Origin of the sequence: Pseudoalteromonas sp. UCD-33C (assembly GCF_001306895.1) — a bacterium.
Classification (GTDB): Bacteria; Pseudomonadota; Gammaproteobacteria; order Enterobacterales; family Alteromonadaceae; genus Pseudoalteromonas.
Window position 1 is genome coordinate 1 of sequence record NZ_LJTB01000002.1, and the last position, 25,111, is coordinate 25,111.

General features: G+C 41.4%; 22 protein-coding genes and 2 rRNA genes. 17 read left to right on the forward strand and 7 right to left on the reverse strand.

Features of this window, described 5'->3' with window-relative positions; all coding sequences use genetic code 11:
- The 7 genes from AOG26_RS03185 to ihfA all read left to right on the forward strand — a co-directional run.
- Nucleotides 1-183: ribosomal RNA gene (locus AOG26_RS03185) — 23S ribosomal RNA — on the forward strand; the annotation flags it as partial.
- A 220-nt stretch (nucleotides 184-403) separates the two neighbouring features.
- Nucleotides 404-518, forward strand: a 5S ribosomal RNA gene (gene rrf, locus AOG26_RS03190).
- Nucleotides 519-1,034: 516 nt separating this feature from the next.
- Nucleotides 1,035-2,090, forward strand: a complete 1,056-nt coding sequence (locus AOG26_RS03195) for a DUF2066 domain-containing protein (RefSeq protein WP_054561206.1) — start codon at nucleotides 1,035-1,037, stop codon at nucleotides 2,088-2,090.
- Complete coding sequence (gene hda, locus AOG26_RS03200) at nucleotides 2,090-2,800, forward strand: DnaA regulatory inactivator Hda (protein WP_171038282.1); 711 nt, start codon at nucleotides 2,090-2,092, stop codon at nucleotides 2,798-2,800. Before AOG26_RS03195 ends, hda begins: the two co-directional genes overlap by 1 nt.
- 77 nt (nucleotides 2,801-2,877) lie before the next feature.
- Nucleotides 2,878-3,858, forward strand: a complete 981-nt coding sequence (gene pheS, locus AOG26_RS03205; protein ID WP_054561207.1) for a phenylalanine--tRNA ligase subunit alpha — start codon at nucleotides 2,878-2,880, stop codon at nucleotides 3,856-3,858.
- A 15-nt stretch (nucleotides 3,859-3,873) separates the two neighbouring features.
- The gene (gene pheT / locus AOG26_RS03210) at nucleotides 3,874-6,261 is read left to right on the forward strand and encodes a phenylalanine--tRNA ligase subunit beta (RefSeq protein ID WP_054561208.1); all 2,388 of its coding nucleotides are present in this window, start codon (nucleotides 3,874-3,876) and stop codon (nucleotides 6,259-6,261) included.
- A 2-nt stretch (nucleotides 6,262-6,263) separates the two neighbouring features.
- Nucleotides 6,264-6,563, forward strand: a complete 300-nt coding sequence (gene ihfA, locus AOG26_RS03215) for an integration host factor subunit alpha (protein WP_002960690.1) — start codon at nucleotides 6,264-6,266, stop codon at nucleotides 6,561-6,563.
- A 64-nt stretch (nucleotides 6,564-6,627) separates the two neighbouring features.
- Here the strand turns inward: ihfA and AOG26_RS03220 are convergent, their stop codons facing one another.
- Nucleotides 6,628-7,434, reverse strand: coding sequence for a DUF2989 domain-containing protein (locus AOG26_RS03220; protein WP_054561209.1), 807 nt, complete (start codon nucleotides 7,432-7,434; stop codon nucleotides 6,628-6,630).
- 174 nt (nucleotides 7,435-7,608) lie between these two features.
- Between AOG26_RS03220 and AOG26_RS03225 the strand changes: the two genes are divergently transcribed.
- The 9 genes from AOG26_RS03225 to ccoG all read left to right on the forward strand — a co-directional run bounded on the left by AOG26_RS03225 (nucleotide 7,609) and on the right by ccoG (nucleotide 19,265).
- Entirely contained in the window at nucleotides 7,609-9,051 is a 1,443-nt protein-coding gene (locus tag AOG26_RS03225) for a glyceraldehyde-3-phosphate dehydrogenase (protein WP_054561210.1), read from the forward strand.
- A gap of 202 nt (nucleotides 9,052-9,253) precedes the next feature.
- A complete protein-coding gene (locus AOG26_RS03230) occupies nucleotides 9,254-10,381 on the forward strand; it encodes a M14 family metallopeptidase (RefSeq protein WP_054561211.1) in 1,128 nt (375 codons plus the stop codon).
- Between the two features lie 285 nt (nucleotides 10,382-10,666).
- Nucleotides 10,667-12,169 carry an alanine/glycine:cation symporter family protein gene (locus tag AOG26_RS03235; protein WP_054561212.1) on the forward strand — a complete coding sequence of 501 codons (1,503 nt, stop codon included), beginning with the start codon at nucleotides 10,667-10,669 and terminating at the stop codon, nucleotides 12,167-12,169.
- A 151-nt stretch (nucleotides 12,170-12,320) separates the two neighbouring features.
- Nucleotides 12,321-12,647, forward strand: coding sequence for a hypothetical protein (locus AOG26_RS03240; RefSeq protein ID WP_054553080.1), 327 nt, complete (start codon nucleotides 12,321-12,323; stop codon nucleotides 12,645-12,647).
- A 1-nt stretch (nucleotide 12,648) separates the two neighbouring features.
- Nucleotides 12,649-12,930 carry a YeaC family protein gene (locus AOG26_RS03245; protein WP_054561213.1) on the forward strand — a complete coding sequence of 94 codons (282 nt, stop codon included), beginning with the start codon at nucleotides 12,649-12,651 and terminating at the stop codon, nucleotides 12,928-12,930.
- Nucleotides 12,920-15,601, forward strand: coding sequence for a DUF349 domain-containing protein (locus AOG26_RS03250; protein WP_054561214.1), 2,682 nt, complete (start codon nucleotides 12,920-12,922; stop codon nucleotides 15,599-15,601). Before AOG26_RS03245 ends, AOG26_RS03250 begins: the two co-directional genes overlap by 11 nt.
- A 54-nt stretch (nucleotides 15,602-15,655) precedes the next feature.
- The gene (locus AOG26_RS03255; RefSeq protein WP_054561215.1) at nucleotides 15,656-16,213 is read left to right on the forward strand and encodes a DUF1439 domain-containing protein; all 558 of its coding nucleotides are present in this window, start codon (nucleotides 15,656-15,658) and stop codon (nucleotides 16,211-16,213) included.
- Between the two features lie 111 nt (nucleotides 16,214-16,324).
- Nucleotides 16,325-17,731, forward strand: coding sequence for a sigma-54 interaction domain-containing protein (locus AOG26_RS03260; protein ID WP_054561216.1), 1,407 nt, complete (start codon nucleotides 16,325-16,327; stop codon nucleotides 17,729-17,731).
- 151 nt (nucleotides 17,732-17,882) lie between these two features.
- Complete coding sequence (ccoG, locus tag AOG26_RS03265; protein WP_054561217.1) at nucleotides 17,883-19,265, forward strand: cytochrome c oxidase accessory protein CcoG; 1,383 nt, start codon at nucleotides 17,883-17,885, stop codon at nucleotides 19,263-19,265.
- A 37-nt stretch (nucleotides 19,266-19,302) separates the two neighbouring features.
- On the opposite strand, the gene AOG26_RS03270 is transcribed toward ccoG, so the two are convergent.
- The 3 genes from AOG26_RS03270 to AOG26_RS03280 all read right to left on the reverse strand — a co-directional run bounded on the left by AOG26_RS03270 (nucleotide 19,303) and on the right by AOG26_RS03280 (nucleotide 21,464).
- Complete coding sequence (locus AOG26_RS03270) at nucleotides 19,303-19,719, reverse strand: hypothetical protein (RefSeq protein WP_054561218.1); 417 nt, start codon at nucleotides 19,717-19,719, stop codon at nucleotides 19,303-19,305.
- Between the two features lie 185 nt (nucleotides 19,720-19,904).
- Nucleotides 19,905-20,810, reverse strand: coding sequence for a M14 family metallopeptidase (locus tag AOG26_RS03275; RefSeq protein WP_054561982.1), 906 nt, complete (start codon nucleotides 20,808-20,810; stop codon nucleotides 19,905-19,907).
- Between the two features lie 63 nt (nucleotides 20,811-20,873).
- Nucleotides 20,874-21,464 carry a hypothetical protein gene (locus AOG26_RS03280; protein ID WP_054561219.1) on the reverse strand — a complete coding sequence of 197 codons (591 nt, stop codon included), beginning with the start codon at nucleotides 21,462-21,464 and terminating at the stop codon, nucleotides 20,874-20,876.
- Nucleotides 21,465-21,616: 152 nt separating this feature from the next.
- Between AOG26_RS03280 and AOG26_RS03285 the strand changes: the two genes are divergently transcribed.
- Nucleotides 21,617-22,654 (forward strand): AI-2E family transporter, encoded by a 1,038-nt coding sequence (locus AOG26_RS03285; protein WP_054561983.1) that lies wholly within the window; start codon nucleotides 21,617-21,619, stop codon nucleotides 22,652-22,654.
- Between the two features lie 47 nt (nucleotides 22,655-22,701).
- On the opposite strand, the gene AOG26_RS03290 is transcribed toward AOG26_RS03285, so the two are convergent.
- From AOG26_RS03290 to AOG26_RS03300, 3 genes are read right to left on the reverse strand one after another with little or no spacing between them, the layout of a single operon-like run.
- Nucleotides 22,702-23,118 carry a hypothetical protein gene (locus AOG26_RS03290; RefSeq protein ID WP_054561220.1) on the reverse strand — a complete coding sequence of 139 codons (417 nt, stop codon included), beginning with the start codon at nucleotides 23,116-23,118 and terminating at the stop codon, nucleotides 22,702-22,704.
- Complete coding sequence (locus AOG26_RS03295; protein WP_054561221.1) at nucleotides 23,105-24,442, reverse strand: ATP-binding protein; 1,338 nt, start codon at nucleotides 24,440-24,442, stop codon at nucleotides 23,105-23,107. The genes AOG26_RS03290 and AOG26_RS03295 overlap by 14 nt, the downstream gene beginning before the upstream one ends.
- Nucleotides 24,436-25,110 carry a response regulator transcription factor gene (locus tag AOG26_RS03300; protein ID WP_054552907.1) on the reverse strand — a complete coding sequence of 225 codons (675 nt, stop codon included), beginning with the start codon at nucleotides 25,108-25,110 and terminating at the stop codon, nucleotides 24,436-24,438. Before AOG26_RS03300 ends, AOG26_RS03295 begins: the two co-directional genes overlap by 7 nt.
- Nucleotide 25,111: the final 1 nt, after the last annotated feature.

Below are 25,111 nucleotides of genomic sequence, written 5' to 3' on the forward strand. Positions count from 1 at the left end.
GCTACGTTCGGAACTGATAAGCGCTGAAAGCATCTAAGCGCGAAGCAGGCCTCGAGATGAGTTCTCACTAGACTTTTAAAGTCTCTGAAGGGCCGTTGAAGACTACAACGTTGATAGGCAGGATGTGGAAGTGGTGCGAGCCATTAAGCTAACCTGTACTAATTACCCGTGAGGCTTAACCATACAACGCCAAACGCGTTTTATGACAGCGTAACGAACAGAAGTTAAGTTACTAAAGTAGATTTTACGAAGCTGTAAGCCATAAGCTTTAAGCTGTAAGAAAATATCAGATTTCCAGATTTATGTAGGGTGAACCGCAACGCTTAACGCGAAATCAGTTCACCTTGCGCAAAGGACTCGTAAGCGCTACGCGCTTTGTCGAGAATCCTTTCCACGCCTTTTGCTTGGTGACAATAGCGTTTTGGACCCACCTGACCCCATGCCGAACTCAGTAGTGAAACGAAACAGCGCCGATGATAGTGTAGCAGCTGCTATGTGAAAGTAGGTCATCGCCAGGCTCCAAATAAGAGAAAGCCCGATTCGAAAGAGTCGGGCTTTTTTGCGTTTTAGCTGTCAGCTATCAGCCATCAGCCATCAGCGGTCAGCCGTCAGCTGAACTGTGGGGTTTTTTAGTACAGAGACTCCCTCAGCAACAACCCCCGTAGGAGGCACTTCAGTGCCGAATTCAGGCCATAAAAACACATTCACGTCTAAAGCCATTCCTACAAGTACACTTTGCCTAGAGCCTAGAGCCTAGAGCCTAGAGCCTAGAGCCTAGAACCTAGAACCTAGAACCTCCACCTATCGGCTGATCGCTGACGGCTGAAAGCTGATAGCTCTGTGATGTGTTGGGTTTCGCTCCGCTATACCCAACTACGCCAGACATTAAAACTTTCCCCTCGCTAACTTTCCCCTCGCTAACTCCCAACTTGTAACTCACGAACTTGCTCAGCTACTGTTCATTAAATTAACTTTGCTTTGTTTATGGCTTTGATTTAGGATCAAATCAGTTTAAAAGCAAGAACTAATGGCCTGTGTCTAGATTACTTATTTGTTTATTATTATTATTTTCGAGTGCTTCAACTTTCGCTGTTGAGGTGACTAATTTATATCAAGATACTCTTAAAGTTGCAGACAAATCACGTGATGCTCGTTTGGCAGCAAGCCGTGAAGCACTGCTAAATGTGCTGGTGAAAGTGAGTGGTGATACAAGCGCAGATCAAAACCCTGTTGCTAAACAGCGCACGCGTGACATTTCAGATTACATGCTCAAATTCGAATATGACGAAAAAGCTGATGGCAGTTTAAATCTGGTTGTTAAGTTTGAAGCCAATAAGATTAATGCATTAATCAAAGATCTTGGCTTGCCATTGTGGGGGACACGTCGTCCTTTAGTGGCTATCTGGTTAGGCATTGAAGATAACTGGCGCCGTGAACTGGTGACTCAAGAGTCTTATCCGCAGCTTGAACAGCTTATATACGACAAAGCAGGTCGTCGTGGTTTACCTGTGGTTGTGCCATTACTTGATTTACAAGACCGCGCTATTGTTGGCATACCAGAAGTATGGGGTAATTTCTCTGAACCCGTAGAGCGGGCATCGAGTCGTTATAGTGCAGAGCGCAGTATTACTGCAAGAATGTATCAACAAGCTGATTCAGAAACCTGGATCCTAGATTGGCGTTTCACTAATGCAGAATTATTCGATACTAATCGCTTGATGGGTGATAAGCAGCAAATTGTTGCAGATATGATTGACAGTTTAGCAGGTGGCTTAGCAGCAGAATATGCCATTGATCCAACAATGATTGGCCAACTTGCAACAGCAACTTTCTATCTTAAAGGTATTAATAACTTTGTTGATATTGAATTTGCTAAACGCCGTTTAGAGAGCTTAAGTGTTGTTACTCGCGCTGTGATATCTGTACGTACGCCTGATACCGTACAATTTATAGTTAATCATACTGGCAGCATGAACGACTTTAGAAAAGCGTTAGAACTTGATAGTGCCTTTAAAGCCTATCAAGACCCGCGAGATTTTTATCAAGTGGTGAATAGCGACGAACTTGAATATCAGTGGCAGGGGCTTTAATCGCAGTGCAAGAACCAATGCAAATGGCATTGCCAGTTACTTTGCCTGATGATGAAACATTTACTTCTTATTTTGGTGGCGAAAACTCTCTTGAAGTGAGTCATCTTAAAGATGCGTTCACAAAGCTCAGTAATAAATTTCAATATACCTACTTATGCGGTTTAGGTGATTCTGGTAAATCCCACCTATTGTACGCGACCTGTATTCATGCCCAAGAACGTGGTTTATCAACCATGTTACTTTCAATGCGTGAAGTGATTGATTATGGTCCTGTTGTGCTTGAAGGTCTGGAAAATCTTGATGTGTTATGTATCGATGACGTGCACTTAGTGGCAGGCAACGATGCATGGGAGAAAGGATTATTTAACTTTTTTAATCGCTTTAATGAGCCGGGTAAATACCTTGTGGTCACAGCTGATTTATTACCTGACATGCTGCATATCAATCTTCCTGATTTAGTATCGCGTTTGAAGTGGGGCACAACATTACAAATTCGCTCTATGAGCGATGATGATAAAGCGGAAGCCCTCGTACGCCGTGCTCATATGCGCGGCCTTGAACTAACTGATGAATGTGCGCGCTTTTTATTAACGCGATTAAGCCGCGATATGCGTGCATTATTAGACGTTTTAGACAAACTAGACCATGCCTCAATGGCTGCACAAAGAAAATTAACAATTCCTTTTATAAAATCAACGTTAAAGCTTTAGTAGGGCTAGAATCTAGTCCTTGCTTTCAGTTATCATTAGCTATTACAAAAATCCTTCTGTGAAAGACCAGGTACTCAATGAACTTAGAAAATATTTTAGCGCAAGCACTTGAGGCAGTCGCCAGTGCGAATGAAATCGCGCAACTAGAAGATATCAGGGTTAATTACCTTGGTAAAAAAGGTGAAATCACCAGCTTACTTAAAACGCTAGGCAAGATTGCCCCTGAAGAGCGTAAAGAAGCGGGTCAAGTGATTAACCAAGCAAAACAAGAAGTACAAACAGCCATTAACGAAAAGCGTGAGTTACTAGCAAGTAAGGCTCTTGAAGAGAAACTAGCTGCAGAAACGATCGACGTAACTTTACCGGGTCGTGTTATGCCAACAGGTGGCTTACACCCAGTAACTCGTACTATTGAACGTATTGAAAGCTTTTTTGGTGAGTTAGGTTTTGAGGTTAAATCAGGTCCTGAAGTTGAAGATGATTTTCATAACTTCGATGCGCTAAATATTCCTGAGCACCACCCAGCGCGAGCTGATCACGATACTTTCTATTTCAACCCTAAGCTTGTGTTACGTACACAAACGAGTGGCGTACAAATCCGTACTATGGAAACTGAGCAGCCACCACTACGTATCATTTCACCAGGTCGTGTTTATCGTAACGATTATGACCAAACACACACGCCAATGTTCCACCAAGTGGAAGGCTTAATGGTTGATACAGATGTAAGCTTCACTGAGTTAAAAGGTATTCTGCACGACTTCTTACGTAACTTCTTTGAAGAAGATATGGAAATTCGTTTCCGTCCTTCTTACTTCCCATTTACTGAACCATCAGCTGAGGTTGATGTTATGGGTAAAAACGGCAAGTGGTTAGAGGTATTAGGCTGTGGCATGGTTCACCCTAACGTTCTTAAATCAGTGGGTATTGATCCAGAAAAATACACAGGCTTCGCATTCGGTATGGGTGTAGAGCGCTTGACTATGTTGCGTTACGGCGTAAACGACTTACGTGCATTTTTCGAAAACGATTTAAAATTCCTAAACCAGTTCCGTTAAGAGTGAAGATATAAAATGAAATTTAGTGAAAAGTGGTTAAGAGAGTGGGTTAACCCAGCAATCGACACACAGGCTCTTTCGGAACAGTTATCAATGGCTGGTCTTGAAGTTGATGGTGTTGAGCCTGCAGCAGCAGAGTTCACAGGCGTTGTTGTTGGTGAAGTTGTTGAGTGTGGTCAACACCCTGATGCTGATAAATTACGTGTAACTAAAGTAAACGTAGGTGGTGATGAGCTACTTGATATCGTGTGTGGTGCACCTAACTGTCGTCAAGGTTTAAAAGTAGCTGTTGCGACAGTTGGCGCTGTATTACCTGGCGACTTCAAAATTAAAAAAGCCAAACTTCGTGGTCAACCTTCACACGGTATGCTGTGCGCATTCGTTGAGTTAGGTATCAGCGAAGAAGGTGATGGCATCATGGAATTACCAAGTGATGCACCAATCGGTACAGATTTACGTGAGTACTTAAGCCTAGACGACAACATTATTGATGTTGACTTAACACCTAACCGTGGTGATTGCCTAGGTATTAAAGGCCTAGCGCGTGAAGTAGGCGTACTTAACAGTGTTGATGTAAACACACTTGAAATCGCACCAGTTGCTGCAACGATTGATGACAAAATATCGATTGAGCTTGTGAATGATGACGCGTGTCCTCGTTATTTAGGCCGTGTAATTAAAGGTATTAACCTTGATGCAGAAACACCACTTTGGATGGTAGAGAAGCTTCGTCGCAGTGGTATTCGCTCAATCGACCCTGTTGTTGATGTAACAAACTACGTGTTATTAGAGCTAGGTCACCCAATGCACGCATTTGATTTAAATGCGATTGAAGGTGGTATTAAAGTACGTAGCGCAAACGCGGGTGAAGAGTTAGTTCTGTTAGATGGCAACACAGCTAAACTAAACGAGTCTACGCTTGTTATTGCTGATCACAACAAAGCGCTTGCTATTGCAGGTATTTTTGGTGGTGAAAAATCAGGTGTAACTGAAGCAACATCAGATATTTTATTAGAAAGTGCGTTCTTTAACCCTGTCGCTATTGCTGGTCAAGCACGTAGCTACGGTTTACACACTGATGCGTCACACCGTTACGAGCGTGGTGTCGATTTTGCACTGCAAAAAGATGCAATGGAACGTGCGACAGCATTACTTCTTGAGATTGTTGGCGGTGAAGCAGGCCCAGTTGTTGAAGCAGTCGCAACTGACAAATTACCAAAAGTAACAGAAGTACGTTTACGTCGAGAGCGTTTAGACCGTGTTATTGGCCACCACATTGATGATGCAAAAGTAACTGACATCCTAACGCGTTTAGGTTTAGACGTGAAAATTGTTGATGGTGTATGGAGTGCTGACGTACCTAGCTATCGCTTTGATATTCGTATCGAAGAAGATTTAATTGAAGAAGTTGCGCGTGTTTACGGCTATAACAGTATTCCTAACGTTGCACCAACTGCTAAATTAAAAATGACTAACCATGACGAGTCACATGTTACGGTTACTAAATTCCGCAATACGCTTGTTACTCGTGGTTACCAAGAAGCAATTACTTACAGCTTCGTTGATCCAAAAGCACAAGCAATTTTACACCCGCAAAGTGATGCGCTTGTATTGCCACACCCAATTTCGGTTGAAATGTCGGCAATGCGCGTGAGCTTGATGCCGGGTCTATTAGCGTCTCTAGTTTATAATCAAAACCGTCAGCAACCACGAGTACGCTTATTTGAGCACGGCTTAAAATTCTTACGTGACGAAAATGCTGAAAACGGTGTAAACCAAGTTGCTGTCATTGGTGGTGTAATCTCAGGTCTTGCACACGGTGAACATTGGGTTCAAGAGAAGCGTAGCGTTGATTTCTATGATTTAAAAGGTGATGTTGAAGCACTTTTAGCGATTAGCAATGATTCATCACGTTTTGAGATAAAAGCAGAGCAGTCTGATGGCTTACACCCAGGCCAATCAGCCGTTATTTATGTTGATGGTAAAAAAGTAGGTTTCTTTGGTGCAGTGCACCCACAGGTGCAAAAGTCACTAGATATCAACAACACAGCATTTGTGTTTGAAATCGAAATGTCTGCACTAGAAAAAAGAAAATTACCAGAAGCGGTGGCAGTGTCGAAATTCCCGTCAAACCGCCGTGATATCGCGATTTTAGTGGAAGATCACGTAAAATCTGGCGATATTTTAAATGTCATAGAAAAAGTTGGCGGAAATCAATTGGTTGACCTAAACTTATTCGATGTGTATAAGGGCAAAGGTATTGAGCCAAATTATAAGAGTTTGGCGATTGCTCTAACACTGCAAGCGGTTGATAGAACGCTCGAAGAGAAAGATATCAATCAAGTAGTTGATAATGTGGTGGCCGCACTGGCCGAACAATTTAACGCATCGTTGAGGGACTAGATATGGCGCTTACTAAAGCCGACATAGCTGAACACCTATTTGAAAAACTCGGGATCAATAAAAAAGATGCCAAAGATTTAGTTGAAGCGTTTTTTGAAGAAATCCGCTCAGCGCTAGAAAAAGGCGAGCAGGTTAAGCTCTCTGGATTTGGTAACTTTGATCTTCGAGACAAGAAAGAACGTCCAGGCCGCAATCCGAAAACAGGTGAAGATATTCCTATTTCGGCGCGCAGAGTTGTGACTTTTAGACCAGGTCAAAAGCTAAAAACTCGTGTAGAAGTTGGCACAAGCAAAGCAAAATAAGAAAAGGCAGCGTTAGCTGCCTTTTTTATTTATCTGAGCACTGCACATTAGCGAGTTGGAATTATCAAAACCCGCGTGGTGATACGAAGCTTCCTTCTTGGATACTGTCGTAGGTTTTTTGTGCTAAATCATCTAAGCTGCCTAGGCTTTTGCCTGCGGCAGCGAGTTGATGCTCAATAGGTAAAATATCGACATCTTCATACCCTGATAATTGTGCTACACGTGCAAAGGTGTAGGCATGTTTATACTTTTCGTGTTTGTAGAATAAGCTCACAAGAGTAGGGTAGATCTCAGGATTGGGTGCTTCACCTGCTTTATTTAACTCTAGCGTTTTGTAGAGCAAATCAATGGTTTTTTCATCATCAAACTTCACGTAGTAGCTTGCCAAGAAAAACTGCATTTCGGCATCTTCAGTCACCCGTTTATCTTGCTTTTCTTCCAAGGCGAGCAATTTAGTTAACGCAGATTGGTCGTTATTACGCGACCAATGGTAATACAATAAACCTGGGTGGTCAGTATTTTTGGTATCTTGAAAGATTCGAGTCATTTCTTTGATGCTTGTTAAATGACCTTCAACACGAGACGTGGTTTTTTCTTTTAGTTTTATGTGCTCAATCTTGGCGGCAAGCGATACACATTGATCGTATTTCTCAAAGTCTTTTAATAATTGGTATTTGTTTTCGTCTGTTGGTGACTTATATTCAACATAACGTTGAATGATGACCTCGGCACGTTGCTCTTTACAGTGACTGTCTTTATTTAAATCACTGCAGAAGCCAGGTGTTTCGTCGCACACTTTCGCTAGTGTAAGCGGATCTTCACAGCCTGCTAATGCCAATAAACCAAGCAACACGCTTGCTCTTAATAACATTCCTTAACCTCTACTTAATTTGTACTACTTTATTCTAGCGCAATGATTTGTTCTGTAACAGTGGAGAATCGTTCGAGTTTAAATTAGAATACCCCTGCCTGAGATGTGTTGCTCTCAAATCACAACACATTTTTTAAGGCTATCCGTTCAAAATTGTTTAATTAGGTAAAAAAAATGACCTCATCTCACGAGTTAGAATACACAAGCAGCTGGCAAGAACGTCAAGATTACGCAGAAAGTATGCAACCTATTATTGGTAGACTTTACCGTAATCGTGGTATCGAAATCGCTGTATATGGCCGTCCTCTCGTTAATGCCAGTACAATCGATATCATCAAAGCACACAAAACAGTTGCTCAGTTTGAAGGTACAAAACTACGTTTACGTGAAAGCTTCCCTTTCTTAGAAGCAATTAGCAAAATGGACTTAAACTCAGCACGTATCGATATTGGTAAACTAGCGTATGGTTATTTGTTTAACGATGCTGCGAAAGGTCGCTCAGTTGAAGAATACTTAACTGACGAACTAGCAGAAATCGCAAACTCAGAGCGCAAAGAGCCACGTGATGTTGTGTTATACGGTTTCGGTCGTATCGGTCGTTTATTAGCTCGTCTATTAATCGAAAAGTCAGGTCCTTATGCAGACCTACGTTTACGTGCAATCGTTGTACGTGGCGGTAAAGACGGCGACTTAGAAAAGCGTGCAAGCTTACTTCGCCGTGACTCTATCCACGGTCCATTCAATGGCTCAATCACAATTGATAAAGAGCGCAATGCAATTAAAGCTAACGGTAGCTACATTCAAGTTATCTATGCTAACTCTCCTAGCGAAGTTGATTACACAGCTTACGGCATCGAGAATGCACTTGTTGTTGATAACACAGGTATCTGGAAAGACGAAGCAGGCCTTGGCCAGCACTTAGAAGCAAAAGGCGCAGCAAAAGTATTATTAACTGCACCAGCTAAAGGCAACATCAAAAACATCGTATACGGTGTAAACAACCAAGATATCAAATCTGAAGATAAGATTGTGTGTGCAGCAAGCTGTACAACCAATGCTATTACCCCTACGTTAAAAGCACTTAACGATAAGTTTGGTATCAAAAACGGTCACGTTGAAACAGTTCACTCGTACACAAATGACCAAAACTTAATTGATAACTACCACAAAGCTGAGCGTCGTGGCCGTGCTGCTGCACTTAACATGGTTATCACTTCAACAGGTGCTGCAAAAGCGGTTTCTAAAGCTTTACCTGAGCTTGAAGGTAAACTAACTGGTAACGCTATCCGTGTTCCTACGCCAAACGTATCAATGGCTATCTTGAACTTAAATCTTGAAAAAGGTACAACTGTTGAAGAACTAAATGCGTTCTTACGTGAAACAGCACTTCATTCAGACCTTCGTGATCAAATCGATTACACAGCGTCTACTGAAATCGTATCGACTGACTTAGTAGGTAGCCGTTACGCAGGTGTTGTTGATTCACAAGCGACAATCGTAGATGACAACCGCGTTGTACTTTACGTTTGGTACGATAATGAGTTTGGTTATAGCTGTCAGGTAGTACGCTGTATGCGTGATATGGCTGAAGTAACTTTCCCAAGCTTACCTCGCTAATACCTAAGTTATAAAGAATCTAGAAGCCAGCATTATGCTGGCTTTTTTAGTCGTGAAAGTTTTTGCAAATTTTCAGCATGTGATAGGCTGTTAAGGGTCTACACCATATTACTAACAAAACGTTCTAACTACAGAGCGTTGACTTAATTCTTAACTAACAAGCGAATAGCTAAGAATTATTTTTAACCAATAGGTTTATAGAATGAAAATCACCAGCAATTTTGACAGTGGTAATATCAAGGTTATTGAAGCCGTTGATCCACTGAATATTCAATTAGAAATCAATAAAGACAATCAGTCTGATTTTTTCCAGTGGTTTCACTTTCGTCTTGAAACAACTGCGTTTCAAAACCATAAATTACACATTAATAACCTAGAGAACTCAGCATACCCTGATGGCTGGGAAGGTTATCATGCGGTTGCATCATACGACCGTCAAACTTGGTTCCGTGTACCATCAGAGTACGCAAACGGCACACTATCATTTGAAGTAGAGCCTGAGTGTAGCAGCATGTACTTTGCTTACTTTGCGCCATACAGCTATGACCGCCACTTAGATTTACTTGCATGGGCACAAAGCCAGCATGCTTGTGAATTAGAAACATTAGGCGAAACCCTTGATGGTCGTGACATGAGTGTTTTACGAGTGGGTATTCCTAGCAGTGAGAAGAAAAAAATCTGGATCACGGCGCGCCAGCACCCAGGCGAAACTATGGCTGAGTGGTACGTTGAAGGTTTACTTCATAAATTACTTGATGATGAAGACCCACATGCAGCGGCACTATTATCTAAAGCGGTATTCTACATCGTGCCAAATATGAACCCAGATGGCAGTGTGCGTGGTCACCTACGTACTAACGCTAAAGGCGTTAACTTGAACCGTGAATGGCAAACACCGAGCATGGAAAATAGCCCTGAAGTTTTCTTAGTGCTTAACAAAATGCGTGAAACGGGCCTTGATATGCACTTAGATATTCATGGTGACGAGGCAATTCCTTATAACTTTGTTGCGGGTAGTGAAGGTATCCCAGGCTACGATGATCGCTTAAAAGAGTTAGAAGATAGCTTTAAAGCTGCGCTTTTAACTGTGACGCCTGAGTTCCAAGACGAACATGGTTATCCAAAAGATGAGCCGGGCCAGGCTAACTTAACTGTCGGTTCTTCTGCTGTCGCGCATGAATTTAATGCATTAGCTTACACGGTAGAGATGCCATTTAAAGATAACGATGATTTACCAGATCCAGATTACGGCTGGTCAGACCGTCGCTCGTATCAATTTGGTCAAGATACGTTAGCGGCTATTGTTAACGTGGTTGATAAATTAAGATAACGAACCTTACGGGCATCAGCAAAACTGATGCCCGTAATTGTATCTGTTGACTGAAAAATGACGGTGTAGAGCAGGATGCATCAAATGTTAACGAGGTAGGTACATTTAGCATATTGAAAATTAACTGTTAACAAACTTGGTGGGTTTAAGTTAATATTCAATATGTTCAGCTGTGAAGTAACAAAATCTCATTTTTATTTCTCACAGTCATCGTGTCGCGCATTCTCACAAGCTCACGCTGAGTATCGTAACTAACAATAAAAAATATAATCATAGAGGATATCCATGGAAGCTTTAGTAAGCGCCGTTAATGACATAATTTGGAGTAGTGCACTCATTTATTTATGTCTAGGTGCAGGTCTGTTTTATTCCGTTTTAACCCGATTCGCACAAGTTAGACATTTTAAAGAAATGTGTAAATTATTGCTTAGCTCTAATAATTCAGATACGGGTATTTCTTCGTTCCAAGCACTTGCTGTATCGTTATCAGGCCGTGTAGGTGTCGGTAATATTGCCGGGGTTGCTGCAGCAATCGGCTTTGGTGGTCCAGGGGCGATTTTTTGGATGTGGATAGTTGCGTTCCTTGGCGCAAGTACTGCGTATGCCGAGTCAACTCTTGGTCAGATTTATAAATCAGAAGAAGATGGTCAATATCGTGGTGGTCCAGCATTTTACTTCGACCGCTGCTTACAGCAAAAGTGGTTAGCCGTATTATTTGCAGTATCGGCGATTATTGCTTGTGGTGTGTTCCTTCCGGGCGTTCAAGCGAATGCGGTAGGTAATGCATTCACACAAGTTTTTGGTGAAGGCACATTGGTTAGCACCAGCTTTGGTGAAGTAGGTAGCTTTAAGCTTGTTGCTCTTGCAATCATCTTAATTGTGCTTGCATTTATCATCTTTGGTGGCATTAAACGTATCGCAAACTTCACACAAATCGTGGTGCCATTTATGGCACTAGGTTACATCGTGTTAGCTTTAATCGTGGTGTTCTTAAACCTAGATAAAGTGCCAGGTATCTTCTCAATGATCTTATCTGATGCATTCACCGCGCAAGCAGGCTTTGGTGCTGCTATTGGTTGGGGTGTTAAACGTGGTATTTACTCAAACGAAGCAGGTCAAGGTACGGGTCCACATGCAGCATCAGCTGCTGAAGTTGATCACCCAGCTCAACAAGGTTTAGTGCAAGCATTTTCTGTTTATGTTGATACCATTTTTGTTTGTACAGCAACGGCGTTAATGATTCTAATCACTAAACAATACAACATTGTGGGTGAGTTACCTGCAGGTCAATTCATTGTGCAAAACGTTGATGCTGCAACAGAAGTAGGCTCTGCTGCTTTCACACAAATGGCATTATTTAGCGTATTTGGTGGCTTTGGTGAAGCATTCGTTGGTATTGCTTTATTCTTCTTCGCATTTACCACAATTCTTGCTTATTACTATATTGCTGAAACGAACGTTGCTTACTTAAACCGTTATTTCAAAGGCAATATTCCACTGGTTATTGTTAAGCTTGTCATCATGTTTATGGTGGCTTACGGCATGGTAAACAGCTCTGGTTATATCTGGAATATTGGTGATATTGGCGTAGGCTTAATGGCCTGGATCAACATTGTCGGTATTTTGGCTATTTTCTTTGTGGCAAAACCTGCCCTTAACTGCTTACGTGATTACGAAGATCAAAAGAAAGCCGGTGGCGAAATCACTTTTGATCCAGTTAAATTAGGCATTAAAAATGCGACTTTCTGGGAAAAGCGTCTAGCTGAAAAGGCGAAACAGAAACAATAAATCAGGTTTTTGAGTTTTTGTAGTGAATTTAGTTGTGCAGGTTTTCGAATCTTCACAAATGAATGAAATTCAAATAAGACATCGACTCATAAAACAAGTACAATAAAGGGCGCCTAAAGGCGCCTTTTTTATGCGTAGTATGGAGAAAGATATGGCGATTATTAGTTGCCCGCAGTGTGCAAAATCAATATCTGACAAACATAAGCAATGCCCGCATTGTGAATGCCAAGTCACCGATCTAAGCAATGAGCAATTGCAGCAAATGCAAAAAGAAACGCGCATTCGTAGACAACAAAAGTTTATGAATCAGTCTTTCCTCGCACTGATTTTATTTTTAGGGGGCTTTTTCTGTTATTACTTTATGCACCCCGAAGCAAAGTCTCTTGAGTGGTATGCCTATACATCGGCAATGGCAGTAGGTTTTGTGTGGTATCTTGTAAGCCGCATCTATTTAGTTGTTTTAAAAAAGAAAAAGTAACATGAATATTGATCACATCGTTAAAAATATCACCCCAGAAGTATTTGAACGTCTTCAGTATGGTGCCTCAACGGGTAAGTGGCCTGACGGCACTCCTTTGTCTGAAGAACAAAAACAACAAACCGTTCAACTCGTGATGCTTTATCAAGCTAAAGTTTCGCAAAGCAATGAGCAGTTTACCATTGGCGCAAATGGTGAAATGGTGCAAAAGAGCAAAGCTCAATTGCAAAAAGAATTCGCATCAGAAAATGAAATAGCTAGGTTTAGTGAAAATGATCTTTAAACACCTGTTTACTCCAAAGTGGAAGCATCCTAAAAACCAAGTGCGTTTAGCTGCGGTAGAACGTCTTGATACAGAGCGTGACCTTAGCATCTTAAATAGCATTGCCCTTGAAGACAGCTCAGCTGAGATCCGCAAAAAAGCATTAAACAAAGTGAACGATATTGTTTTATGGTGGCAAGCATACAAGCAAGACCAAGCACTTAAAGACGTTGCAGAACAGCATATTAACCAAGCGGTTTTAAATACCGATAGCCAGCTAGATGCAAATATCAAAAATGAATTTATTGAGCGTTATGCACCAGTCAAAACTCTTGAGAAACTCGCCTTTGCAGAAAAAGAACTTCAAGTTCGCGTTAAGTTATTAAAGCGTTTAGCAAACCCAAGCTTAATTGATAAAGCTTTTAAAGAAGGCCGTGAAGAGCTGCAATTGCAACTTGTTGAGCTTGTGATTAATCATCAACTTGCTAAATCACTATTAAAGCATGCAAAAGGTGAGGCACACACACAACTGGCGACTCATCTTGACAATGAACGCTTAGCGATAGAAATGCCTGCCAAAGTAGAAGCTGATACACGTGTAGTATTAGCAAAGCTTAATGCGCTTCGTGATAAAAATGACTTTCAGTTAGTGTCGATGCAACATGCTGAGTTATTACAGCAGTGGCAAGCTATCGAACTAAAATGGCTGAGCGATGAGCAAGTAAGCACGTTAGATAAGAAATATTCAGCTATTACGCAAAAGCTTGAATCTCATATTGCAGTTTTAAGTAAAGAGCATGAAGCAACGCAGCAAGCGTTAGCTGAACAACAACGTCAGGTATTAGCACTGGCAAGTCTTGAAGCAATTGGCGAAGAAATTGAAAATGCATTGCAATTAGGCTTAGAAACGCCAGAGCAAATTCAGCAAGATTGGCTCGAGGCAAAAGTTGCAGAGGCAAAAGATGCGTTAGCAGAGGCGAACTTATCTGAGAACAAACATGTTAGTGATGTAAAACTGCACTTAACAAATTTATTTAACCAAGTCGAACAGTTACCGCAACTGGTTAGTGCTATTGCTGAGTTTAAAGGGGCATTTGATCAATTAAACTCAGTTGCGACAACCGAAGACGAAAGCGAGTTTGACGGGCTAAAACAGCAGTTTGAGCAACAGCAAAAATTAGCACGCAAAAAGCTGGCAAGTATTCCTAGTCGTTTACAGGGTCGCTTTAAAGCCAATTTAGCTGAAGTAGTAAACAGCTGGCAGCAAGCGATGGCACCGCTGACGAATAAGTTTGAGAAAAATCAACAAACAGCGAAGCGTAAAGCTCGTGATGTAAAACGCTTAATTGACCAAGGTCGCTTTAATGTTGCCTTTGGTGTGTTTAAAGGTTTTGAAGAGCTATACGCAACACTTACAGACTATTACAAGCAGCCATTAAATAGCTTGAAAGCTGATTTAGAAACACAGTTAGCCGAAGCAAAAGATTGGCAAAAATACGCATCAGCGCCAAAGCGTGATGCATTACTTGTTGAAGTAAATGAACTTGTTGCAACCGAGTGCACTGACCCTAAACAACGCGCGGAGCAAGTTAAACAGTTACGTCGTCGTTGGAATGAGTTAGGGCGTTTAGATACTGATGCAGAAAAGCAACAAGGCGAGTTATTCGATCAACAAATTGAATTACTGTTTGCGCCGTGTCGTGAGTATTTCGCAGAGCAAGAGCAACAACGTGAGCAAGCTAAAGCACAGCGCGTTGAAATAATCTCGCAAATGCAGCAGTTAACAGAGCTTGATACCTCTTCTGATGAGTTTGATTGGAAGCAGTTTGAAAGCAAGTTTAACCGTACCGCTAAAGCGTGGCGCTCTGCAGGTAACGTCGATCCTAAAACATATCGTGAACTACAAGCGCAATTTAAAGCTGTGCAATCACAAGTTCAAGGTCAACTTGTTGCATTTCATAAAGCAAATGCTGAGCAAAAAGCTGCACTTGTTGAGCAAGCAACACAGTTATCGCAAAGCGATGATTTAGCTGCTGCGTGCCAAGAGCTAAAAGCACTTCAACAAACATGGCAGACTATTGGCTTTGCTGGAATGAAAGCTGAAAACACTTTATGGCAGCAATTCAGACGAGTTAATGACGACACCTTTGCTAAGCGCAGTGCCGAGTTTGAACAGCAAAAGCAAGTTCAGCAACAAAATGACGAAGTTGCCGCAGAGCAATTAAGTGAGCTTGAGTCTGCACTTGAGACCGTGGTGCACCTTGCACAGCTTAAAGATTTAACAGTGAAGCTTGCAGAGCTTGAGTACTCAAAAGCATTATCGGCACGCGTGACTCAGTTAGAGGCAGCGATTAGCGCAAAAACAGCGCAGATCAGTAAGCAAGCAGAGCAGTCTAAGTTAACGGCTTTATTTGCTGCTCTTGAGAGCCACAGTGAACTGCCTTCACAGTTTCAAGCTTCATTAACAACTAGGCTAAACGCTGCGCAGCTGTTAACTCGTATCGAAATTCTGGCAGGCGTAGAATCGGCCGATAGTCAGTTACGTATGACAGAGCAAGTTGCGATGTTAGATGATAAACACCGTGGTGAGCACGCAGATGTTTATTATTACTTAAAGCAATTACTTGCAGTCAGTGAGGGTTCAGTTTCAGCTGACACACTAGCAAGGCTTAAAGCAATATTTGCAATTTAACGAATAAAACCGCTTTTTAAAGCGGTTTTTTTCCGTGTGTTTTTGAGGAAAACAATGAGAATTTTATTACTACTTACCTGTTTATTTTTAGGAGCATGTAAAAGTACAGACCAAGGGATGTCTGTTTACTCGTTTACCAATTCTGAGATTGAAGCAGCACTTGCTAATCAATTACCAAAACTAAGTGAACAGATTAAGCTGATGGGCTTACCAGTTGATTTTGCAGTAAACGACCTGAGTGTCAATGTTGGCCCAGATAAGCGTGATGTGGTGGTTTTAGGAGCTGATTCTAGTGCTGTTATCAAAGCGTTTGCGCTTAAGTATCCAGTACGCTTAAAACTACAAATTGAAGGCAGCCCATTTTATGACAGCGAGAAAAAAGCGGTCTTTTTACGTAATGTAAAACTGGTTGATACAACAATCGACACCGCGGGTTTTAAGGGCAGCTTAAACTTATTAGATGACCAAGCAATGCAAGTGATTAACGGCTTTTTAGCGGTTAACCCTGTCTATAAGCTAAATATGAACGACCCTAAAGTCGCACTGTTGAGCAAACTACCATTAGATATGAAAGTATCTCAGGGTGAAATTATTTTAGTGCCCACACTGTAAAACTATTTGATATTTTAAAGCGGCTTCTAGCCGCTTTTTTTGTAATTGCTTGTTAAGCATGTTCAACCTTGTCATAATTTCTCGTGATATTTCGCGAATTGAGTGATAGCTATGATCAAGGAATTTTTAAACGACCCCACATTACTGCTAAATGCCGTAGGTGAAGGTATTTATGGCTTCGATTTATCGGGTAATGCAGTTTTTGTAAACCCTGCTGCGGAGCGCATGACAGGCTGGAAAGCAGACGAACTCCTTGGCAAAAAAATACATCAATATCATCATCACACTCGTAAAGATGGCTCACCATACCCGGCGGATGAATGCCAAATATATTGCACTATGTTCGATGGCAAACACCGTCATGTAAACGATGAAGTATTCTGGCGTAAAGATGGAAGCTATTTTGCTGTTGAGTATACTTCAACGCCAGTTTATAAAAATGGTGCCTTGATTGGGGCAGTCGCGATTTTTCGCGATGTATCCAAACAACAGCAAACAGAAGTGGCGTTGCGTGATGCCTTAGCACAAGTTCAGCACTTATCTGAGCAGCTACAAGCTGAAAATGCTTACCTGATTTCAGAGTTAAATGAAGATTGGCAAGACTCTGGCTTAGTTGGGCAAAGTCATTCATTTCAAAGTATGCTCGAGCAAATTACCTTGGTAAGCCAAACCAATAGTACGGTTTTGATTTTAGGTGAAAACGGCACGGGTAAAGAGCTGGTGGCACGAAACCTTCACCGCTTGAGCAATCGTGCTGAGCAACCTTTCATAAAAGTAAACTGCGCGGCGTTTTCCGCCAACTTAATTGAATCTGAGTTATTTGGTCATGAGAAAGGGGCGTTTACTGGCGCTAACGAACGCAGAAAAGGGCGTTTTGAACTGGCTGATAAAGGCACTTTATTTTTAGATGAAGTGGCAGAGCTGCCATTAGAGGCGCAAAGTAAATTACTGCGGGTACTACAAGAGCAAGAGTTTGAGCGTGTCGGTGGTAGTCAAACTTTAAAAGTCGATATCCGAGTGTTGGCTGCAACAAATCGTAACTTGTGGCAAATGGTTGAGCAGGGTAGCTTTCGAATGGACTTGTATTATCGCCTAAATGTGTTTCCTATTCGTGTGCCTGCGCTTCGTGAACGCAAGGAAGATATTCCACTACTTGCAGCAAATATTATTACGCAGTTAAACAAGCGCTTAGGTAAACAGTTAAAAGGGCTAAGCAAAGCAACACTCACTAAATTGGCTAATTATGATTGGCCAGGTAATATTCGTGAGCTACAAAATATCCTTGAGCGTGAAGCTATTTTGTCTAAGCAAGCTGTATTACAGCTGTCTGCACCTTTGAGTAACGAGCAATCAAATGAGCAGGTGGTTTCTCTTGATGCTGTACAAAAGCAGCATATTTGTGAGGTGCTAAAACGCTGTAACGGGCAAATATCAGGTGAAAATGGTGCTGCAACCTTGCTGGGCCTGCCAGAAAGTACCCTTAGATCAAAGATGAAAAAGCTAGCGATAAAGCGTTGATTCGTGATATACCGCGAGCATTCGCGATATATCGTGCTTTTGAATGTTCAAATATAAATTTAACCATTTAATATCAATGACTTACTTTTAATTTATGTTGGCCTGATTGTTGCTCTGTCAGGTTATTACCGACACAAAAGTAAGTAGCAAAATGAAATTTGATATTAAAGAGCAAGACTTAATCATCAAGCCCTACAACCAAGAAGGGCCAATTTATATTCGTGAGCAAAAGGGGTATTTCCAACGTATCCGCCGTTACTTAGGCTGGGTGCTAATGCTGACGTTCATCGCCATTCCGTGGATCCCCTATGATGGCCGTCAAGCTGTTTTACTCGACGTAGCCAGCCAAAAATTTACTTTATTTGGCTTAACGCTATTACCACAAGATTTTATGATCTTAGCCATGTTATTTATGACAGGGGCGTTTGCTTTGTTTTTCGTCACTAACTGGTTAGGTCGTGTCTGGTGTGGTTACACTTGCCCACAAACAATTTGGATGCTGATGTTTACTTGGGTCGAACATAAAGTGGAAGGTAACCGTAATCAGCGTATTAAACTTGATAAAGCTGATTGGTCAGTGAGTAAATGGCAAAAGAAAATCACTAAGCATGCAGCTTGGCTGTTGATCTCTTTGCTTACATCTATGTCATTTATGGCTTATTTCATCCCTGCTAAGTCTCTATACATGAGCTTATTTACCTTAGAAATGTCTGGGATCGTCAGCTTTTGGGTATTCCTGTTTGCTTTTTGTACCTATGGCAATGCGGGATTCTTACGTGAAAAAATGTGTACTGTCGCATGCCCTTATTCACGTTTTCAATCAGTAATGTTTGATAAAGACACGTTAGTTGTTACCTACGATCAAGCGCGAGGGGAGTCTCGTGGTGCGCGTAAGCGTAAAGCCGATCCTAAAGAGTTAGGCTTAGGTGACTGCGTAGACTGTAACCTATGTGTTGAAGTATGCCCAGCCGGTATCGATATTCGTAATGGCTTGCAGTATGAATGCATAAACTGTGGCTTATGTATTGATGCGTGCGATAGCACGATGGAAAAATTCAACTATCAAAAAGGCCTTATCAGGTACGCCTCTGAAAAACAAATGGAAGGCAAAACGACCAATCCATTTAGGTTAAAACTGCTTGGCTATGGTGGTTTAACAGCGCTGTTTGTCGTTGGCATGGTTGTGTGGATGGCAATGCGTACACCTATTGAGGCTTCTGTCATTCGTGACCGTAATGCCCTGTACCGTGTAAATTTTGAAGGCTTAGTAGAAAACCCATATACCTTATCAATTATCAACAAAACACAGCATAGCTTGAGCTATTCAATTGGCATCAGTGGTATTGAAGAAGCAAGCTTACAAGTGCCTGAAACGATAACTGTTGAGGCAGGTCAGATGAAGCGTGTGCCTGTCACTGTGGTTGCAGATGGCTACGAGCTGAAATCAAAAGTAACGCCTATCAGTTTTCACATTCAAGCATTAGAAGATGCTGATATCGCAATAACTAAAGAAACTAAGTTTTACCGAGATTAACCTCAATCACGGCTCCAGAAACGAAAATGGCTTGTTTTTAACAAGCCATTTCTGCAAATTCGAGCTGCTTAAGCACATAAGCCTTAGCGCTGTCTAAATCATCAAATAAACAGTCCATTATTTGAATCGGTGATTGCGCTTGTGCAATGATGCGTTTCATCTGATTAAGCACAATAGACGAGCTAAACATATAAGCGGTGGCTATACAGTTAGTGCCTTGCAGAGCACGAAATAAATGCGTGAAACCACGTTCAGCATCAGGGGTGGTAGCAAGTAATTGGGTAGAATGACTAATATATGCCCACGGCTTTCCAGCTAAAGCAGAAATATGCTTTTTTAAATCGACTGCAAAGTCATTGACCAAACGTGCGTTAATATTACCAGAAAATTGCCCAATAATAATTGGACCATCAGTGATGATACTGACACTGCCATAGTGATTCTTAAATTCCAATTTGCTTCCCTTTTGAATTAAAAAGAGCGCGAATTTTATACAATTCTATGTATGTGTCTAGTTATTTAGTATACAAATTTCAAAAAACATAACTTTTTCATTAAATTTATATATGTGTAAATTTTATCTAGTTATTCAAGGTTGGGGTGGATAAATCATTCACCCCAGATTTAAAATATAACTAACTATTTGTTAACAATATAGTTCAAAGCACCGGTAATTGAGGCTACTTGTGCATCAATACAAATGTCGTCATTTGCCTGTGGGCTATCAGGGTAAACCTCTGTTGTTGTGACATATTCTGCATCGGTTAAGCCCATACATAACCCCAGTTTTTTCGCTTGGTAATTAATCACACCAAATTGAGTTTGTGGCACACCAATCAACTGGTTATTCTCATCACTTGGTGCGATGTGGGTTACTTTCTCAACTGATTTTATAATCGCTGTTTGAAATGCATCATGCGGACGCTCACTATCAGCGACAAGATAAAAGCCATCAGGAATGTTCCAGTTATCGTGGGTCGTTGCATCACGTGCTGCTAGAGCAGGGCGAAACTCACTATTATCAGTGTCTGTCGTTTCATGTAGGTCAATATGCACATAAGGTGCAATAGCGTTGTCGGCTAAATACTGCATAATTGCTGCAGACTCTTCAGCTGGGCTATCTGCATAGAATGAGCGATTTGGATCCGTGGCATTTGGATTCCAGCGGTTAATCGTTTCATAACCCCAAGGGCTGATACACGGAGCCACTAAAATATTAAAGTCAGCAAAGTAGTCTTTGGCACTTCTCTTAGCAAACGCTAAAGCACCATGCACACCACTTGTTTCATAACCATGAACACCACCGGTAACCAGCACAACCGGTTTATTAGCTTGCCATTGCTTGCTCTTTAAAATGTAAAGTGGGTATTTGTCTCTGTCGTAACTCAATGCGCCATATTGCTCAATATTGAAATCGCTTGATAAAGAGTTTAGTTGCGATACAACATCATCTAAATAGCTACGCTTTACTGACTGTAATTCAAACCATGCTTTCTTATCTGCGTCGTTCCACGGTTTACCTGGGGTTCCAATAGGGTAACTCATAAAATACCTTGTTGTGACTTGCTGCAAAACGCCAAGCTTATCTAAGCTGTTAAGCTGCTGCAACTAGATAAGCTCAGTAGTAAAGTTACCTTGCTCGTACAGCTTTGCATGATGATGCTTATGGGTCTCAAATAAGTATTTACGCAGTGCATCTTCACCCTGACACACTTTCACTATTTTTCCGGCAATCCCTTTACTGGTCGTTCGTATTAGCTTTACGCTAAGGATAACGTGTTCTTCACTAGGTAAATTAAATGCCAACAGTATCTCTTTATTAAGATCGGGTGATTGACGCTTCGGCTTGAGTAACACGCCCGTACTTGATAAAGACAATATTTGAAATTGTTCGGTGTGTATTTCAAGATCTGGCGTACGCCAGCTGCGTTCGATGCCTTTGGTATCTATTACTTCTGGTGCGCTAAGTACAGGGATCAGTTGGCCATTCTCGTCCTTGCTAAATTCAAGCGGAAACCACAACTGATAAATCCCTACTTCAGCCAGTAGTGTCAGTTTGGCATTGGTAAGTAAACCATTTAATTTATCAGGCAAATTAAGCCTAACAGACATTTTTGTATCGGTTGGATCGCTATCAGTCCGTTCAGCCTCGAATAAACGGTTGAAAAAAGAGAGTTCTTGTTCGGATAAATGTGCCATATAAAGCTCCTTTTAAAGCACGCTTACTTATATGTATCATAAATTGTTCAAATTATGCACGTATAATGAGCATTAATTGTGCCAGCTGCTTTGTGATTTCTTTTGCGGCGTATTTCACTTACACTGATAAAAAAACTAACAAGGATTTTATTTTGTCGAGCCTGACTGGTGTAAATAAAAGTTTAGTGATATTTGCTGCTTTAGTCGTTGTTTTAGCGGGTATTAAAGCCGCAAGTGTGATTGTTATCCCATTTGTGTTGGCAGCCTTTATTGCCATTATTTGTAATCCCTTAATTCGTTTCTTTGCCAAATACGGTATCCCTAAAGGGATTGCTGTTGTGTTTGTTATGTTGATGATTGTTGGTGTAGGGATAAGCCTTGCCGGATTGGTTGGGCAATCGATGACCGATTTCTCTGAAAAGCTGCCTGAGTACAAAGCACAACTAAAAGAAGAGTTTGTCTGGGTAGTTAATGTTGCAGCGAGTTATAACATCCTGATTGATAAAGAACAGATTATTTCTTTATTCGATCCGGGCAAAATGATTGATGTTGCAACCAACATGCTCACAGGCCTCGGTGGCGTGATGGCGAACCTGTTTTTGATCATCCTAACCGTGGTGTTCATGTTGTTTGAAGGACCTATGCTGAGCAAAAAAGTGCATTTAGCACTGGATGATCCTGAAATGAAAATGCAGCAGGTTGACCGATTCTTAGATTCAATTAATTCTTATCTGGCTATTAAAACGCTGGTTAGCTTAGGCACAGGTATGCTTGCAGGCTTTATGCTTTGGGCACTTGATGTTGATTACTTTGTACTTTGGGGTGTAGTGGCGTTCATGCTTAATTATATCCCTAACATTGGCTCTATCATTGCTGCGGTGCCTCCTGTGTTACTTGCTTTGATCACTCAAGGCCCACTGGTTGCAGGGTTTATTGCTGGTGGTTATTTAGTTATAAACACGGTGATGGGTAATATCGTCGAGCCGCGTTTTATGGGTAAAGGGCTGGGTTTATCGACGCTGGTGGTGTTTTTATCCTTGATTTTTTGGGGCTGGCTGATGGGGACCGTGGGTATGCTGTTATCAGTTCCATTGACCATGATAGTTAAAATAGCCTTAGAGACTAGTCAAGAAGGGCGATGGCTTGCTACCTTGCTTGGCAATGGCGAAGAGCTAAAACTTGAAGATTAAAAAAGGCGCTTAAGCGCCTTTTTACTTTTCAATATGTTTATGTGTTATCACTTTAGAGGTCGCTGTAAAACCTGCACATGGTTTTTTAGGATCTCAATTTCACATTGCTTGTAGGCAATAGCGGCTTTCGTACCATTTGGCATTTTTTGTAAATAACGCCAACGACAGCTGTCTTCTAAATAACGTTCTTGGTTCTTGATGCTGCGATTAAAAATCGGTAGCAATTGGCTGTTACCGGTATCTTCTTTAATTTTCTCAAGATCCATAGTGAGCTTATTAATCCACATCTTTTGGTCACGCTGAATATCGGCGATAACTTGATCTAGACATTGAATATAGCGTTTTGTGTCATCGGTATTGTTGCTCGCAAGCTCACACGTTTGCTCTGCTTGAGCCTGCGATGCACTTGCAATTAAAGCTAAAAAGCTGCCTTTTACGAGTATTGATGTTTTATTTTTTATCATGGTAATTAAACTCTAATATAAACTCAGCACCGGCTAGTTTCTCTGCATCTTTAATGGTTAATGTGCCATTATACGAGTTGACTAAATCCGACACGATAGCCATGCCGACACCATGGCCGCTTTCGTAGGTATCGAGTCTGGTACCGCGAGTTAGTAATGATTCACGCTTGTGCTCAGGAACACCTGGGCCATCATCACTTATACTGAGCGTTAACTTTTTGTTCTGCTTAACCTTTATATCGACCTGTGAACGGCAAGCTTTACAGGCATTATCGATTAAATTACCAAGTAGTTCCATCAAATCTGTTTTATCACCCAAGAAATAGTCTTTTTCACTAACCTCTGAGGTAAATATAATATCTTTGTCGCGATAAACCTTGCTCATCGCGCTTAAAATTGAATCAATAACAGGCTTGATATGGGTTTGTTTCTTCCAGGTGTCAGACGCACCTGTTGCAGCGCGCTTTAACTGGTGTTCGATCATCACATTAATGCGGTCTAACTGCTCTTGTGCATCCGCATCATTGGCTAAAGGGCTTGATTTAAGCACTGCCAATGGCGTTTTTAATGCATGAGCAAGGTCGCTTAACGATGCACGATAACGCTCTTTTTGGCGCTGCTGCGATTCAAGTAATAAGTTTAAATCGGCTTTAATGGTTTGTAGTTCAACCGGGTAAAGACCTTTAATTTGTTGGTTATCACCCGACTCAATGGCTTTAATTTCTTTATCGAGTCGTTGCAGTGGCCTTGCGCTCCAAACAAAACCAATCGCCATAAGTGCTGCAATGGCCACACCCATCACATACATCCAATTTACGAGTGTTTGCTTAAAACCATCCATCAGCCTCAGTAGGGCATCATTACGCTTTAATAAAATAAAACGTGCATGCTCTGATTGGTCAATGTTCTCTAAAATAACAGTAAGCGTTAACTGCCAGTATACGGTATTGTTGTATTCAACACGGCGAAAATCAGCAGAGCCTGCAGGGGCTTCAAAGTTATCAGGAATAAAATTGATATTGGTCGCCGATTCAGAATACCAAACCGGTAAGTCACCGCGGTAAATCATCGCGTAGGTGTCTGAATTTAGTCGGTTTAGTTCTGGCGTTAAGATAGTACTTGGCATAACGATGCCGCGTTCAGTGAAATCAACTTCAGAAATTAATGAATATAAGTGAGCTTCGAGGGTTTTTTCGGTCGCTTCGACCAAAGAGGCGTAGTAAGCCTTACCAATTGAGAAAAACAGAATTGGTAGGGCGACTAATAAAACAAAGACAAGGATAAATCCTTGCCTTACTTTAAGCGGTATTTGCGATGCTACCACTGACTTTTTAGCCTATAACCACGGCCGCGTAATGTTTCAACTGGGTTTAGGGTACCATCAGGGTCAAGCTTCTTACGTAAACGCAATACGAAAACTTCAATTACGTTTGAATCAAGGTCGAAGTCTTGGTCGTAAATGTGCTCTGTTAGTTCAGATTTAGAAATTACCTTTTGTGGATTAACCATTAGGTACTCTAAAACTTTGTATTCGTACGCCGTTAAGCTAAGTTCTTTATCGTTAACCCATACTTGTTGTGAGCGAGTATGAATTTTAATTGGGCCAGCTGTCATTTCTGGGTTTGCTTTACCTGCGCTACGGCGGATAAGCGCATTACAGCGGGCAATTAGCTCTTCAACGTGGAAAGGTTTAGTTAGGTAGTCATCTGCACCTGCATCTAAGCCTTCTACTTTATCTTGCCAACGGTCACGTGCCGTTAAAATCAAAATAGGAATGGTAATACCTTGTGCACGTGCTTTGGTAATTAATTCAATACCATCTACTTTTGGTAAGCCTAAATCGACTACCGCCATATCTAGCGGGTATTCGGTAATATGGAATAAACCAGCTTCACCATCGTGACAAAGGTCAACGCTGTAACGCTCTTTTTCTAGGGCATTACGAAGGTTATCTGCTAAGTGTAAATCATCTTCAATTACTAAAATTCGCATT

What these genes read in the sequence shown, in the direction of transcription:
- pheS (WP_054561207.1), top strand. Translation starts at nt 2,878, where the DNA reads ATGAACTTAGAAAATATTTTAGCGCAAGCACTTGAGGCAGTCGCCAGT.
- pheT (WP_054561208.1), top strand. Translation starts at nt 3,874, where the DNA reads ATGAAATTTAGTGAAAAGTGGTTAAGAGAGTGGGTTAACCCAGCAATC.
- ihfA (WP_002960690.1), top strand. Translation starts at nt 6,264, where the DNA reads ATGGCGCTTACTAAAGCCGACATAGCTGAACACCTATTTGAAAAACTC.
- AOG26_RS03220 (WP_054561209.1), bottom strand. Translation starts at nt 7,434, where the DNA reads ATGTTATTAAGAGCAAGCGTGTTGCTTGGTTTATTGGCATTAGCAGGC.
- AOG26_RS03225 (WP_054561210.1), top strand. Translation starts at nt 7,609, where the DNA reads ATGACCTCATCTCACGAGTTAGAATACACAAGCAGCTGGCAAGAACGT.
- AOG26_RS03230 (WP_054561211.1), top strand. Translation starts at nt 9,254, where the DNA reads ATGAAAATCACCAGCAATTTTGACAGTGGTAATATCAAGGTTATTGAA.
- AOG26_RS03235 (WP_054561212.1), top strand. Translation starts at nt 10,667, where the DNA reads ATGGAAGCTTTAGTAAGCGCCGTTAATGACATAATTTGGAGTAGTGCA.
- AOG26_RS03240 (WP_054553080.1), top strand. Translation starts at nt 12,321, where the DNA reads ATGGCGATTATTAGTTGCCCGCAGTGTGCAAAATCAATATCTGACAAA.
- AOG26_RS03245 (WP_054561213.1), top strand. Translation starts at nt 12,649, where the DNA reads ATGAATATTGATCACATCGTTAAAAATATCACCCCAGAAGTATTTGAA.
- AOG26_RS03250 (WP_054561214.1), top strand. Translation starts at nt 12,920, where the DNA reads ATGATCTTTAAACACCTGTTTACTCCAAAGTGGAAGCATCCTAAAAAC.
- AOG26_RS03255 (WP_054561215.1), top strand. Translation starts at nt 15,656, where the DNA reads ATGAGAATTTTATTACTACTTACCTGTTTATTTTTAGGAGCATGTAAA.
- AOG26_RS03260 (WP_054561216.1), top strand. Translation starts at nt 16,325, where the DNA reads ATGATCAAGGAATTTTTAAACGACCCCACATTACTGCTAAATGCCGTA.
- ccoG (WP_054561217.1), top strand. Translation starts at nt 17,883, where the DNA reads ATGAAATTTGATATTAAAGAGCAAGACTTAATCATCAAGCCCTACAAC.
- AOG26_RS03275 (WP_054561982.1), bottom strand. Translation starts at nt 20,810, where the DNA reads ATGAGTTACCCTATTGGAACCCCAGGTAAACCGTGGAACGACGCAGAT.
- AOG26_RS03280 (WP_054561219.1), bottom strand. Translation starts at nt 21,464, where the DNA reads ATGGCACATTTATCCGAACAAGAACTCTCTTTTTTCAACCGTTTATTC.
- AOG26_RS03290 (WP_054561220.1), bottom strand. Translation starts at nt 23,118, where the DNA reads ATGATAAAAAATAAAACATCAATACTCGTAAAAGGCAGCTTTTTAGCT.
- AOG26_RS03300 (WP_054552907.1), bottom strand. Translation starts at nt 25,110, where the DNA reads ATGCGAATTTTAGTAATTGAAGATGATTTACACTTAGCAGATAACCTT.